At 70.3% G+C, this 14,387-nt stretch carries 10 protein-coding genes; 7 read left to right on the top strand and 3 right to left on the bottom strand.

Annotation, left to right across the window (positions count from 1 at the left end; genetic code table 11):
• Positions 1 to 1,663, bottom strand: a 1,663-nt coding sequence (locus AB0B29_RS04565) for a type I polyketide synthase (protein ID WP_362233825.1), incomplete at its 3' end; no start/stop codon positions are given.
• 314 nt (positions 1,664 to 1,977) lie between these two features.
• Here AB0B29_RS04565 and AB0B29_RS04560 point away from each other — a divergent pair.
• The 6 genes from AB0B29_RS04560 (at position 1,978) to erm (ending at position 9,512) form a co-directional block, all read left to right on the top strand.
• Positions 1,978 to 3,189, top strand: coding sequence for a cytochrome P450 (locus AB0B29_RS04560; protein WP_362233823.1), 1,212 nt, complete (start codon positions 1,978 to 1,980; stop codon positions 3,187 to 3,189).
• 138 nt (positions 3,190 to 3,327) lie between these two features.
• A complete protein-coding gene (locus tag AB0B29_RS04555) occupies positions 3,328 to 3,723 on the top strand; it encodes a sugar 3,4-ketoisomerase (protein ID WP_362233821.1) in 396 nt (131 codons plus the stop codon).
• Positions 3,720 to 4,880, top strand: coding sequence for a DegT/DnrJ/EryC1/StrS family aminotransferase (locus AB0B29_RS04550; protein WP_362233819.1), 1,161 nt, complete (start codon positions 3,720 to 3,722; stop codon positions 4,878 to 4,880). The genes AB0B29_RS04555 and AB0B29_RS04550 overlap by 4 nt, the downstream gene beginning before the upstream one ends.
• Positions 4,877 to 5,881 (top strand): glucose-1-phosphate thymidylyltransferase RfbA, encoded by a 1,005-nt coding sequence (gene rfbA / locus AB0B29_RS04545; protein WP_362233816.1) that lies wholly within the window; start codon positions 4,877 to 4,879, stop codon positions 5,879 to 5,881. Before AB0B29_RS04550 ends, rfbA begins: the two co-directional genes overlap by 4 nt.
• A 5-nt stretch (positions 5,882 to 5,886) precedes the next feature.
• Positions 5,887 to 8,301 carry an alpha/beta fold hydrolase gene (locus AB0B29_RS04540; RefSeq protein WP_362233813.1) on the top strand — a complete coding sequence of 805 codons (2,415 nt, stop codon included), beginning with the start codon at positions 5,887 to 5,889 and terminating at the stop codon, positions 8,299 to 8,301.
• Between the two features lie 377 nt (positions 8,302 to 8,678).
• On the top strand, positions 8,679 to 9,512 hold the full coding sequence (gene erm, locus AB0B29_RS04535) for an ErmE/ErmH/ErmO/ErmR family 23S rRNA (adenine(2058)-N(6))-methyltransferase (RefSeq protein WP_436845777.1): 834 nt from the start codon (positions 8,679 to 8,681) through the stop codon (positions 9,510 to 9,512).
• 58 nt (positions 9,513 to 9,570) lie between these two features.
• Here erm and AB0B29_RS04530 read toward each other — a convergent pair whose 3' ends face one another.
• On the bottom strand, positions 9,571 to 10,737 hold the full coding sequence (locus tag AB0B29_RS04530) for an acyltransferase family protein (protein ID WP_274564209.1): 1,167 nt from the start codon (positions 10,735 to 10,737) through the stop codon (positions 9,571 to 9,573).
• Positions 10,738 to 11,099: 362 nt separating this feature from the next.
• Between AB0B29_RS04530 and AB0B29_RS04525 the strand changes: the two genes are divergently transcribed.
• Complete coding sequence (locus tag AB0B29_RS04525; protein WP_274564207.1) at positions 11,100 to 12,224, top strand: IS701 family transposase; 1,125 nt, start codon at positions 11,100 to 11,102, stop codon at positions 12,222 to 12,224.
• Between the two features lie 265 nt (positions 12,225 to 12,489).
• Here AB0B29_RS04525 and AB0B29_RS04520 read toward each other — a convergent pair whose 3' ends face one another.
• Positions 12,490 to 14,364: a helix-turn-helix domain-containing protein gene (locus AB0B29_RS04520; protein WP_362233806.1), complete on the bottom strand. Its 1,875-nt coding sequence runs from the start codon at positions 14,362 to 14,364 to the stop codon at positions 12,490 to 12,492.
• Positions 14,365 to 14,387: the final 23 nt, after the last annotated feature.

Here is a 14,387-nt window from a genome sequence, read left to right as displayed (position 1 = left end):
TCACCTCGCGCAGTCCTTCGGCGCCGCAGCGGTGTAGTTCTTCCAGTACTTCGTCCAGGGCGGCGGCGAAGTGTGGGTCGGTGGTGTAGAGCTCGCGGCCCATGCCGGGGTGTTGGGCGCCTTGGCCGGTGAAGAGGAGAGTGAGGCGGCCGTCCGCGTCCGTGCTGCCGATCCGCATGCCCCGGGGAGTCTGCCCGGCGGCCAGTCCGGCGAGGGCCGAGGACAGGCGGTCCGGGTCCCCGCAGGGCACTGCCGCGCGATACTCGAACCGGGTGCGGGTGGTGGCCAAGGAGTAGGCGATGTCCAGCGGGTCGGCGCCGGAGTCTTCCAGGTGTTTGCGCAGCCGTGCCGCCTGTTCCCGCAACGCGTGCTCCGAGCGGGCCGACAGCAGCAGCATCGGCGCCGCGGAGAAGAGGCACCCATCCGCCCGCCCCGTGCCGGCCGGCCGCCGCCTCCCCCCGGGCGTCTCTTCCAGCACCACATGGCAATTCGTGCCGCCCATCCCGAACGCGCTGACCCCGGCGAGCAGCGGCTCACCCCCGGCACCGGGCTCGAGTGCCGCGTGCGCCGTCTGCACCTTCAGCCGCAGCCGCTCCAGCGGTATCGCCGGATTCGGTGCCTCGAAGTTCAGGGACGCGGGCAGTGCCCGTTCGCGCAGGCAGAGCGCGGCCTTGACGAAGCCGGCGATGCCGGCGGCGCCTTCCAGGTGCCCGATGTTCGTCTTGACCGAGCCCACCAGGAGGGGCTTGTCCGCAGGGCGTCCGGTGCCGTACACCGTGCCGAGCGCCTGGGCCTCGACCGGGTCGCCGGCGGGGGTGCCGGTGCCGTGCAGTTCGACGAAGCGTACGTCCGCGGGATGTACCCCGGCCTGGTCGCAGGCCGCCCGGAGCACCGCTTCCTGGCCGGCGCGGTCGGGGACGGTCAGCCCAGGGCCACCGCCGTCGTTGCCGGTCGCGACGCCGCGTACGACGCAGTACACCCGGTCACCGTCGGCCAGCGCGGCGGCGAGGGGCTTGAGGACGACGATGGCGCCGCCCTCGCCGCGTACGTAACCGTTGGCGCGGGCGTCGAACGTGTGGCAGCGGCCGTCGGGCGACAGGGCTCCGGCCCGTTCCATGGCGGCCGAACCCTCCTCGGCGAGGACCAGGTTGACGCCTCCGGCGAGGGCGATCCGGGACGTGCCGCCGCGCAGGCTCTCCACCGCGAGGGCCACGGCGACCAGCGAGGACGACTGGCCGGTGTCGACCACCAGGCTCGGGCCGCGCAGGCCGAGGAAGTACGACAGCCGGTTGGCGATCATCGAGTGCTGGAGGCCGGTGGCGGTGTAGGTGTCGGTCGGGGCACCGGCGCGGTGCAGCAGCGTCGCGTAGTCGTCGTTCATGGCGCCGACGAACACGCTCGCCGCCTCGCCGCGCAGTGACTCCGGCACGATCCCGGCGTCCTCCAGCGCCTCCCAGCCGAGTTCAAGCACCAGGCGCTGCTGCGGGTCGGTGGCGGCGGCCTCGCGGGGTGACATGCCGAAGAAAGCGGCGTCGAAGTCCGCGGGGGCGTCGATCGTGCCGCGCCGCCGGCCGTCGGCCGCCGTGACGATCGCGTCGGCCCCGCTGCTCAGCAACTGCCAGAATTCTGCCGTTCCCGGTGCGCCCGGAAAGCGGCAGGACATGCCGATGACAGCGATGGCATCGGATCGGTCTTCGCTTTTCTTCGCGTCCTGCGCCTTTTGCGCGATGGCGTCACCATGCCCCGCCATGCAGTTCCTGCCTCCCCGATACACGAGCCACCGACAACAGTAGTGATCGGCAGTACTCAACAGCACGGGGGAGGAGCGGGACAACGCAGCGGTGGCGAATATGTCAGGTCCGGACGGGGGGACTCTGGATCGTAAGTGTGTCAGGTCCGTCTTGGCTCGGGGCCGCACGGGTTCCTATGCTCCGCCAGCGTCGAGGGTCTCGAATACTTTCCGCTAGGAGAATGCCGATGGTCGACAGCGTGACCGGGCCGATGGAGCTCAGCAAGGACGCGAATGCCAAGGAGCTGCTCGTCTGGTTCAGTCATAACCGGACCCACCACCCCGTCTTCTGGGACGAGGGCCGTCAAGCGTGGCAGGTGTTCCGGTATGACGACTACCTGACCGTCTCGAATCATCCCGAGTTTTTCTCGTCGGATTTCACGGAGGTCGCGCCGACCCCGCCCGAGCTGGAGATGATCCTCGGGCCCGGCACCATCGGCGCCCTGGACCCGCCCGCCCACGGCCCCATGCGCAAGCTGGTCAGCCAGGCGTTCACACCGCGGCGGATGGCCGGTCAGGAACAGCGGATCCGGGTCATCGCCGAGGAACTGCTGGACCGGGTGCGTGGGCAGAAGACCATCGACGTCGTCGGTGACGTCGCCTATACGCTGCCGGTGATCGTCATCGCGGAACTGCTGGGCATTCCCGCCAGTGACCGGGATCTGTTCCGGGAATGGGTCGACACCCTGCTCTCCAACGAGGCCATGGAGTACCCCAACCTGCCCGACAACTTCGCGGAGACGATCGCCCCCGCGCTGCGGGAGATGACCGAATATCTCCTGGGACACGTGAGCGCCAAGCGGGAGAATCCATCCGGCGACCTGATCAGCGGTCTGGTCCAGGCCGAACAGGACGGGCGCCGGCTCACCGACCTGGAGATCATCAATATCGTCGCGCTGCTGCTGACCGCGGGACACGTTTCGTCGAGCACCCTGCTCAGCAATCTCTTTCTGGTGCTGGAGGAGAACCCGCAGGCGTGGGCAGATCTGCGCGCCGACCGTGAACTGGTACTGGGTGCGATCGAGGAGACGCTGCGCTATCGCGGCCCCTTCAACAATATCTTCCGATTCCTCAAGGAAGACACCGACATACTCGGCCCCACCATGCGGAAAGGGCAACTGGTCATTGCCTGGAGCCAGTCGGCAAACCGCGACCCCGAGCATTTCCCGGACCCCGACACATTCGACATCCGGCGTTCCGGCGGCGCCCGGCACATGGCGTTCGGACACGGTATCCACCACTGTCTGGGCGCCTTCCTGGCCAGGCTCGAAGGCAAGGTGCTGCTGGAACTCATGCTGGAACGGATCGAGGGGTTCCGCATAGATCACGACAACGCCGGCTACTACGAGGCCGACCAGCTCACCGCGAAGTACCTGCCCGTCCACATCGAGTGGCGCTGACGAGAGCCGCCGGCCCCGGGCTTCGCGGCCCGGATGACGGCCGGTGGAGCCGCGCCGCCTGAGAGGAGCGCCGCCATCGCTGAGAAGACAGCCGAGCCGTCCAACGCCAACCGGGTCGGCAGGATCAAGCCGTGCCGAATGATCGGACTCGAACAGCACACCGATCCGAGGGGCAGCCTTTCCGTTGTCGAGGCCGGCACGACCGTGGACTTCGCCATCGAGCGCGTCTACTACATGCACGGCCAGGACGAGTCCTCGCCGCCGCGCGGTCTGCACGCCCACCGCACCCTGGAACAGCTGGTGATCGCCGTGCACGGGTGGTTCTCGATCACTCTGGACGACGGCTTCCAGAGCACCACCTACCGGCTCGACGAGCCAGGCGCGGGGCTCTACATCAGCCCCATGGTGTGGCGGGTCCTGAAGGACTTCTCCGCGGACTCCGTCGCCCTCGTGCTGGCCTCGCAGCACTACGAGGAGTCGGACTACTACCGCGATTACGACGCCTTCCTGCGCGACGCCTGGAGCCTGAAGTGACCGCAGCCGCCCCTACCGTGCCCTTCGTCGACCTGAAGGCGACCTACCAGGAGGTGCGGGCCGGCATCGACGCGGCCCTGGCCCGGGTCGCCGCGTCCGGGCGCTACCTGCTCGGCGCCGAACTCGCGGCGTTCGAAGCCGAGTACGCCGCGACCTGCGGCAACGAACACTGCGTCGGCGTCGGCAGCGGTACCGACGCGCTGGAACTGGCGCTGCGCGCCCTGGGGATCGGCCGCGGCGACGAGGTGATCGTGCCCGCACACACCTTCATCGGCAGCTGGCTCGCCATATCCGCCGCCGGGGCGCGGCCGGTGCCCGTCGACCCTGACCCGGACGGGCTGTCCATGGACCCCGCCCGCGTCGAGGCCGCCCTCACCCCGCGCACCGCCGCCGTGATGCCGGTTCACCTCTACGGCCATCCCACCGACCTCGACCCGCTGCTGGCCCTCGCCGAGCGGCACGGGCTGGCCGTCGTGGAGGACGCCGCCCAAGCGCACGGCGCCCGCTACCGGGGCCGTCGGATCGGCTCCGGCCATGTGGCCGCGTTCAGCTTCTACCCCACCAAGAACCTGGGTGCCATGGGGGATGGCGGCGCGGTGGTCACCGCAGACGCCGCGCTGGCCGAGCGGATACGTGTGCTGCGCAACAACGGCTGCCGCGAGCAGTACCTGCACGAGGTGCGCTCCCCGCACTCCCGGCTCGACGAGTTCCAGGCCGCCGTCCTGCGGGCCAAGCTGCCGCACCTCGGCGCCTGGAACGCCCACCGGGTCCAGGTCGCCGACCGCTACACCCGCGCCCTGGCCGCCGTCCCCGGCATCACCGTCCCGCCCCGCGCGCCCTGGGCGGACCCGGTGTGGCACCTCTACGTCATCCGCAGCCCCGAACGCGACGCGCTGCGCCGCAGACTCCACTCGGCCGGGGTGGAGACCCACATCCACTACCCCGTACCGCCGCACCGGTCGCCCGCCTACGCCGACGAGCCGGCCGGCGGACCAGCGGGCACCCACCCCAACAGCGAGCGCCTGGCCGCAGAGGTGCTCAGCCTGCCCATGGGCCCCCACCTGGGCGAGGACGCGGTCAGCGCCGTGGTGGACGCGGTGCGAGCCGCCGCCGAGGCGGCCGACGACAGGCTCCTGCCGGTGACGGAGCGGCCATGACCGACACCACGTCACGGCGTCCCGGCACCGGCTGCGGCGTCAAGGGGATCATCCTCGCGGGCGGCGGGGGCACCCGGCTGCGGCCACTGACCGGCGTGTTGTCCAAGCAGGTGCTGCCCGTCTACGACAAGCCCATGATCCACTATCCGTTGTCCGTGCTCATGCTGGCCGGCATCCGCGAGATCCTGGTCATTTCCTCGCCCGAGCACCTCGACCTGTTCCGACGGCTGCTCGGTGACGGATCCCGCCTCGGCCTGGACATCAGCTACGCCGAGCAGCCCGAGCCGCGGGGCATCGCCCAGGCCCTCACCATCGGCTCCGGACACATCGGCGACTCGCAGGTGGCGCTCATCCTCGGCGACAACATCTTCCACGGCCCCGGCTTCGCCTCGGTCCTCCAGGACAGCATCCTGCACCTCGACGGCTGTGCGCTGTTCGGCTACCCGGTGAGTGACCCGTGGCGCTACGGCGTCGGCGAGATCGACGACCAGGGGCTGCTGCTGTCGCTCGAGGAGAAGCCCTCCCACCCGCGCTCCAACCTCGCCATCACCGGGCTGTACCTGTACGACAACGACGTCGTCGACATCGCCGCGGACATCAGGCCGTCCGCGCGGGGCGAACTGGAGATCACCGACGTCAACCAGGTGTACCTGGAACAGAAGCGGGCCCGGCTGATCGAACTGGGCCGCGGCTTCGCCTGGCTCGACATGGGCACGCACGACTCCCTCCTCCAGGCCGGCCAGTACGTACAGCTGCTGGGACAGCGCCAGGGCGTGAGGATCGCCTGCGTCGAGGAGATAGCGCTGCGCATGGGGTTCATCGACGCGGACGCGCTGTTCGCGCTGGGCCGGGAGTACGGCAACTCGACGTACGGCGCCTACCTGACGGAGGTTGCCTCCCGCACGGGCGACGAGGGCGGCCTCACCGATGGCTTCACGGAGGCCCGGCGACCGGAGAGCGCCCAGCGGACCTGGTCGCAGCCCCCGAGGAAAGGACGATGACCCCCGTGTCGACATCTGCGGATCTGCGTAACCTGTGCGACCTGTGGCTCCGCCGGTACCGTCCGAGCACCGCGCCCGTGGCACGGCTGGCCTGCTTCCCGCACGCCGGCGGCTCGGCGAGTGCCTTCCTGCCGCTGATCCGGGAACTGCCCCAGGAGATCGAGGTGCTCGCCGTCCAGTACCCGGGCCGCCAGGACCGCCGGGCGGAGCCGCTGGTCGACAGCATCGAGCAGCTGGCCGCCCCGCTCGCCGACGTGCTCCAGGCGCAGACCGGGCCGCCCCTGGTGCTCTTCGGGCACAGCATGGGGGCCACCGTCGCCTACGAGGTGGCGCGCATCCTGGAACAGCGGGGGGCAGGGCCTGCCGCGCTGGTGGTCTCCGGCCGCCGGGCCCCCACCGTGAACACGGTCAGTGCGGTGCACCTGTACGACGACGACCGGCTCATCGAGGAACTGCGCTCCCTGGACGGCACGGACAGCAGCCTGCTCTCCGACCCCGAGTTGCTGGAGCTGGTCCTGCCCGCGATCCGCAACGACTACCGCGCGGTGGGGCACTACGTGCACCGTCCCGGCACGCCGCTGTCCTGCCCGCTGACCGTCCTCACCGGCGCCGACGACCCCAACGTGAGCGCGGCGGAGGCAGCGGCCTGGAGCCAGGTGGCCGCCGCCGACCCCCATGTGCACACCTGGCCGGGCGGTCACTTCTTCCTGTTCGAGCGACCGACGGAGGTCTGCGCGGCTGTCGTGGGCGCGATCGCCCCGGCACTCCCGCCGGGAACGCCGCCCCTCCTGCCGGGGCCCGCGGGACGCGGATACGGCACACCGGGACCCTCGGCCCAAACGCCGGGGCCGGCGACGGGGGACCCGGGGCCCGTGGGGCAAGTGGCGGGAACGCCGGGGCGTTCGGCGGGAATCCCGGGACGCGCGCACGGAGCGCCGGGACACCCGGCGGGGCCGGCACACGGGAGGGGGGCGCGGCGGCCGGAGCCGGGGGCCGTGTTCGGCGCCGACTACGTCGACAGGCGGCGCACGGCCGAGCGAGTGCGTGTCTCGGCCGACGCGGCCGACAGCCGGGTGCACCCGATGGCGGAGGTGCCCGGATGGCTGGACGGCTACGCGCGGGCCCACCACTTCCACGCCGAGCCGATCCCCTTCGACCGGCTCCGGCGGTGGTACTTCGAACCCGGCACCGGCGACCTGCGCCACGAGAGCGGCCGCTTCTTCGCCGTCGAGGGGCTGCGCACCGGCTCGGACAACGACCCCGCCGACCGGGTCCAGCCGATCATCGCGCAGCCCGAAGTGGGGCTGCTGGGCATCCTGGCCCACGAGTTCGACGGAGTTCTGCACTTCCTGATGCAGGCCAAGCCCGAGCCCGGCAACGTCAACGGGCTGCAGCTGTCACCCACCGTGCAGGCCACCCGCAGCAACTTCGACGAGGTGCACCACGGCCGCCCGACCCCGTTCCTCGACTGGTTCATCCAGCACCCCGGCCGGCGCGTGCTGGCCGACAGCATCCAGTCGGAACAGGCCGACTGGTTCCTGCACAAACACAACCGCAACATGGTCGTCGAGACCGACGCGGTGGTGGAGGCGGACGACGCCTTCCGCTGGCTGACGCTCGGTCAGATACGGCAGTTGATGCTGCAGGACGACCTGGTCAACATGGACACCCGCAGCGTCCTGGCCTGCCTGCCGACAGCGGGCGGGGCCTCCCACGGGGCCGGGACGCCGGACGGCGGGGAGGAATTCGCGGGCGCGCTGCGCAAGTCCTTCTACGGCGAGGCCGAGCCGCTGTACGAGCCGCACGCCATCACCGGCTGCCTCACCGACGTGCGGGCGCTGCGTATCCTGCGTCAGCAGAGTGTGCCGCTGGAGCAGGCCTACGCGCACGGCTGGGAGCGGACGGAGACCACGATCCGGCACCGCGACGGACGGCACTTCGAGATCATGGCCGTCGAAGTCAACGCGGAGCGGCGGGAAGTGGCGTCCTGGACCCAGCCGTTGCTGCGCCCCTGTTCCCAGGGGCTGGTGGCCCTGATCACCCGCCGCTTCGACGGCGTGCTGCACGCCCTGGTGGCGGCCCGGTCCGGCGCCGGGACACTGAACGTGGCCGAGTTCGGCCCGAGCGTGCAGTGCAGGCCGGCCGAGTTGTCCGGAGACGCGCCCCCCTACCTCGACTATGTCCGCGCCTGCGGGACCGACCGCATCCGGTACGACGTGATCCATTCCGAGGAGGGCGGCCGGTTTTATCACGCGCGGAATCGCTACCTCGTGATCGAGGCGGGTGCGGAGATCCGGGCGGACTGTCCGCCCGGTTTCCGGTGGGCGACCTTCGGACAGCTCACCGAACTGCTTGCGCACGGAAATTACCTCAATGTCGAGCTTCGCACGCTCATCACCTGCGCACACGCGACCTACTAGACGAGGGCTCCCGGCACAGGTCGGTGGCCGTAGGCGATCGGTGAACGGCGCAGGTCAGCACCTGGATCCGCTGGACTGCCGCCCGGTTTTGAGCAGGCATTTCGCCCGTCCGCCCGCACGGCGGGGCCAGCCACGGGCCGGTGTCCGCCGCCGGCGCCGCGCCACCCCCACGGCCGCATCCCGTACCCGGGCTGCGGCCGCTTCGGGTTGTCCTCTGCCGCGGCTTGATTTCACCTCCCCGGGGGGTGTGCGTAGTGGCAGCGAAGGTAAAGGGAGGTTAAGGTGTCCGTCCGCCGGGGTTCCTGTACGTAATGGCTGCGCTCCTGAAGCGCATACTTAGGAGACGCATGGCTGAAAAGAGGTCAGGACGCGGGCGCATGGCCGCAGCGCGTACAACCGGAGCTCAGTCGCGTAAAACGGCACAGCGGTCGGGCCGGAGTGAGGCTGACCGTAGAAGAAGAGTCCACGGGCAGAATTTCCTCGTCGACCGGGAAACAGTACAACGGTTTGTGCGTTTCGCCGATCCGGACCCCGGGGAGGTCGTTCTCGAGGTCGGTGCCGGTAATGGTGCGATCACGCGCGAGCTGGCGCGATTATGCCGACGAGTGGTGGCGTATGAGATCGACCGGCACTTCGCGGACCGATTACGTGAGGCGACCGCCGAGGATCCGCGGATCGAGGTCGTCGCCGGCGACTTCCTGAAGACCTCGCAGCCCAAGGTCCCGTTCTCCGTGGTCGGCAACATCCCGTTCGGCAACACCGCGGACATAGTGGACTGGTGCCTGAACGCGCGGCGGCTGCGTACGACCACCCTGGTCACCCAGCTCGAATACGCCCGCAAGCGCACCGGCGGCTATCGGCGCTGGTCACGGCTCACCGTGGCCACCTGGCCCGAGGTGGAGTGGCGGATGGGCGAGCGGATCAGCCGCCGCTGGTTCCGGCCCGTCCCCGCCGTCGACTCCGCGGTACTGCGACTGGAACGGCGACCGGTGCCGCTGATCCCACCCGGTCTGATGCACGACTTCCGGGACCTGGTGGAGACCGGGTTCACGGGAAAGGGCGGTTCGCTGGACGCCTCGCTGCGCCGGCGCTTCCCGGCCCGGCGGGTGGCCGCCGGGTTCCGCAGGGCCCGCCTGGAGCAGGGCGTGGTCGTCGCCTACGTCACCCCGGGCCAATGGATCACACTCTTCGAGGAACTCCACGGGCGCTGACGCACACCGGTGCGGGGCGCGCCCGAGGGCGCGCCCCGCACCGGTCGTCCCGCGTCGGCTACGGAGTGCCGGACGGGGCGGGTTCGGACCTGGGTGTCGAGCCGGCGTCCGGGGACCGCCGCGGCCGTCCCAGGGTTCGCATGACCGGCTTCTCCACGAAGAAGTGCAGGAACGCCGACAGCCCCAGCGCCAGCGTGAAGGCGAGCAGGGTCAGCCCGACGGCGGCCGGTGTGTCCCACTGCCGGTAATAGCCCTGCTTCCCGCCGGCGAAGCGGTGCCCGTACTGGATGATCAGGTAGTGCACGAGGTAGAAGGCGAAGGTGAGTTCCCCCAGCAGCACCATCGTCCTGGTCCCCAGCCAGGAGCGGACGCCGCGCACATCACCGACGGCCACCGAGGCGAGCAGCAGCGCGATCACCGGGACGGTCAACGCGCCGGGGTCGTAGTGGTTCGGCACCGCGAACGTCACCGCGAACACCGCTGAGAACAGCGCGACGCAGGCCAGGGGACGCGGGCCCCTCCAGCGTCCCCGGATCACGATCTGGGCCATGAGCATCCCGAGCACGAACTCCAGCAGCCGCACCGGCGGGAACATGTAGATGAACCACCACCGCAGCTGCGGCATGTCCGGGTCCCACGGCAGGGGCGGGCTGGCCGGCAGCAGCAGTGCGACCAGGGGGATGGAGACGGCGGCCACGGACACCGCGGCGGCCCACCGCCAGAGCCGGTCCGTACGGACCTTGGTGAAGAAGGCGAAGAGGAACGGGAACATGGCGTAGAAGAACAGCTCGCAGGAGAGCGACCACGCCACCGGGTTCATGCTGCCGTACTCGTGGTGGTCGGGGAACCATGCCTGGATCAGCAGCAGGTTCGTGAGCAGTCCGTCCCACACCGATCGGCCCATGTTGGGCTCGTTGAGGGCCAGCACGATCAGCAGCGTCACCAGCAGCACGGGCAGGTGCAGCGAGTACGCGCGGACCGTGCGCCGCCGCCAGAAGTTCACCTTGGACTTGTCGGGCAGACCCGCCCAGGTGAGGACGAAACCGCTGAGCATGAAGAAGAACGAGACCGTCAGCGGGCCCAGCCGGTTCAGCGGGAACTGCAGCGCGGAATTGATCTCGGTGTTCTTGAAGAACGGCTGTGTCGATATATGGGAGGTGAATACCAGTAGAGCGGAGATGAAACGCATCCCGCCGAGCGCGGGAAGATGTTTCGGCAGGGGCATGGGTGACCTCGCGGCGGACGGGTGGGTGGGAGCAGATGTCTAAGGCACCGCGCGGCCGCCGGGCAAGGCGTATCTGACAAAGAGTGTGAGCCGCCGCGCGACAGTGGTGTGTTCCCACCGCTGCACGGCCGGCGACGGTGGTTTCGTCACCGGGCGACGCGGATTTAATCATCCGGAAACACGGACGACGGTTCTTCGCGGCGGTGTGACGCGAGGTGTGCGGGAAGAATTGTGTGGCCTCGGCACCTGGATTTACGGAACGAATTAACTGAGGCTGGCCAGCAGGTCTTTTCCAGTGGATCAAGCGGCTTGTGAGGGTCATAGTGCACAGTATTCCGTGTGGCTCAAAACCGTCGGCCTCCATGTGGGACACCGGTGTCCATGACGACTTCGATACGCACATCTCCGAGACCTGCTCGGAGCTGTTCAGTTCGCTGCGCCGGGCCGACCAGCGCAAGAGGGGCGAACAGTACGTCCGTGGTCTGCTCACCGCTCAGGGACGCAAGACCGCCCGCAACCTCGCCGCGTTCGTCGGTGAAGGCGCCGCGGACCAGAACCTCCACCACTTCGTGGCCGGATCCACCTGGGACTGGCGCTCCGTGCGTGCCGCGCTGGCCCGCTACGCCGACCAGACGGTACGCGGGGACGCGTGGGTGATCCGCCCCATGGTGGTCTACAAGGCAGGGGGACGGTCGGTCGGCGTGGGCCGGCGCTTCGTACCCGACCTGGGGCGGGTGGTCAGCTGTCAGCAGAGCTACGGGCTCTGGCTCGCCTCCGACGCCATGTCGGCACCGGTGAACTGGCATCTGACGCTGGGCGGCGGACCGGGCGACCGTCACGATCGGCAGCTGAGCGCGTACGGCGAGGAGGAGAAGCTCGTCGACCTGGTGGCGGAACTCACGCGCTCGAACCGGGTGTTGGCGCGTCCGGTGGTGATGGACGCGCGGATCGCCACGCTGCCCCGGCTGGTTCGGGCGCTGTCCGCGGCTGATCAATCGTTTCTCTTAAGGGTGAGCGGCGATCTTCCGCTCGCCCTCGCCGGCAGCCGGGGCCAACTGGACAGGCGCGCGCAGGTCTGGCCCGCCCAGCACCTCATGGAACAGCTCAAGCGGCTCAGGCGCCCTGTGGAGTGGCAGGGCTCCATCAGCTTCGTCGCCCCGTGCAACGTGGTGCTGACCGATCAGCTGCCGCAGCGCACGCTCCTGCTGTTCGGGGTGTGGCGCGCCAACCGCAGGCGACCCGCGGACCTGTGGCTCACCGACCTCACGTCCTGGAACCGCGGCGCACTGCTGCGGCTGGCCATGCTGACCTGCCGCGTGGACGCCGACTTCGCCCGCGTCAGCCTGGGCGTCGGCATCCGCGACTTCGAGGGCCGCTCCTTCCAGGGCTGGCACCGTCACGTGACACTGGCCTCGATAGCCCACGCCCTACGCCTTTCCTGCACCGACACCGCCCGCACCCCCACGGCCCCGGCCCTGTCCCGCTGACGGTGAGGTCACGGGGCGCCTCGGACGAGGTAGTTGAGCACCTGCTCGCCCAACAGCTCCTCGACACCCCGCCCGGGCGGGCCGGCGTGCTACGCCGGCTACGTGGCCGCTTTGCCGGGCAGCCCCGCTCGTGGAGCGGGGCTGCCCGGGCTGCCGCGCGCCCCACGGCGCGCACCCCTGCCCGCGGGCAAGCCTGCTGCGGGTCGGGGAGGCGAGGACTGTCAAGGTCCGCGCACCCCGACGGTGCTCCCCGCAGCGCCCTCCCTCAAGCCGCCCCCTGGCGGCCCGACAGCGCCGAGCGGACCTGGTGGAGGCGTAAGGCCAGTTGGATGTCCAGTACGCGGTCCGGGGTCTGCCAGTCCTCACCGAGGAGTTGGGAGATGCGCTCCAGTCGTCGGGACACGGTGTTCGGATGGACGTTGAGGATTTCCGCGGCGCGGGTGGGACTTCTGCCGGACTCCAGATAGACGCGGAGCGTGCCGACCAAGTCGGTGTATCGTTCGGTGTCGTAGTCGACGACCTCTCCGATGATCTGGTTGATGTATCCGGGGACATCGTTGTCCTCGGCCAGCAGCATGCCGAGGAAGCCGAGGTCCGAGGCGCAGGCGGTGCCGCCCTCACCACCGAGTGCCAGCAGGGTCTCCATGCACTGCGTGGCCTCCCGGTACGCCTCGCCCACGGCGTCGACCGTGTCGGCGGGCCCGGCGGCTCCCACGGTGACCGGGTGGTTCAACCGCCCCGAAAGTTCCTGCCGGGCGTCCTGCGCCGCCGCGTCCGGGTCGTCGCCCGGCACGAGCAGGACGACGGCGTCGTCCCGTGCGCTGCGCAGTCCCCCCAGCCGGCGTGCGTACGCGGTGGCACACGCCGCGAACTCCCGGGAGACCTGCCGCGGGCCGCGCGCGACGAGCACGACATGCGGGCGCCCCAGCGTCAGGGAGAACATCAGTGCGCGTTCCCGCCTCAGTTCGAGGGAGGGCAAGGCCCCGACCAGCTCGTCGAAGAACTCCTGCCGGCATCGGTCCTTGGCCGGAGTGCCGCGCCGCAACCGCAGATGCAGGGCGACGGCCTGTGAGATGACGACGAGCAGGGGGACGACGGCGTCTTCGGCCGTGCCGCCCGTGTCGGCCAAGAGGAAGCCGGCGTCCCGCGCCTCGGGGTCCAGCGCCACCAGCCAGAGACCGTCGGTGACGCGGACCGGCCGCCCGGAACTCAGCGCGTCGGCGCAGGCCGTACGCAGGTCGGCGCGGCCGGCCCGGCGCAGCCGCCCGTGTTCGGCGAGCGGCTCCCCCCGCATCCCGCAGATGCCCACCCCGCCGCCCAGCGCCTCACCGGCGGTGCGCAGCACCGCGTCGAGCCCGCTGCCGTCGAGGAGGAGCTCGATGAGATCCGACTGGAGCCGTGACGAGTCGCGGGCCACCGCGAGCACGGCGCCGGCGCTCGACGCGTTGGCACGCAACTGCCGGATGTCCGAGCGCAGTTCCTCTATGAGTCGGATCCCCTCCATGGTGGCCGCGGCGAGATCGGCGAGCGCACCCAGCAGGGTGACCTCGTTGGGGCTGAAGTACCGGACCTGACGGTCGGCGATGAACAGCACGCCCAGATGGTGTTCACCCACGCGTAACGGCACGCCGAGGACAGCGCGCAGCCCCTCCGCCCGGATGACCTCGTCGATGCCGTCCTCGTGCGGGATGCCCGGATCGGCCAGGTAGTCGGAGGTCCAGAAGGGCGCCTGGCGGGCGCGCACCATGCCGCCCAGCCCGCTGTCGGCGGGCACCTTGAGCCCGACGAACAGCGGAGTGGCGTTGCCGTCCGCGCTCTCCACCACCGTCCCCGACCCGCCCTCGGCGTCCGCGTGGTCCATGAGGATGTAGGCGACGCCCGCCTTGAGCAGCAGCCGGGCCCGGCGGGGCACGGCGTCCAGCAGCTGCCGGTGGTGCCGCGTGGCGGCGAACTCGTGCGCGGCGTCGACCAGCGTCAGCAGCTCGGCCTCGCGGTTGCGGCGGTACTCGATCAGCGAGTGCGCGGTGTGAGCGAGCCGGTTGAGCCGCTCCATATGACGCAACCGCTTTTCGTCGGCGCCCTGGCGTTCCGCGAGCGCGACGAGCTGATCGTATTCCGCCCGTGGTGCGGATCGGGCCACTAACTCCAGAAATGCCAAAGAGT

It is taken from the genome of Streptomyces tibetensis (assembly GCF_040647715.1).
GTDB classification, from domain to species: domain Bacteria; phylum Actinomycetota; class Actinomycetes; order Streptomycetales; family Streptomycetaceae; genus Streptomyces; species Streptomyces tibetensis_A.
This window is presented reverse-complemented; position numbering and strand designations above follow the sequence as displayed.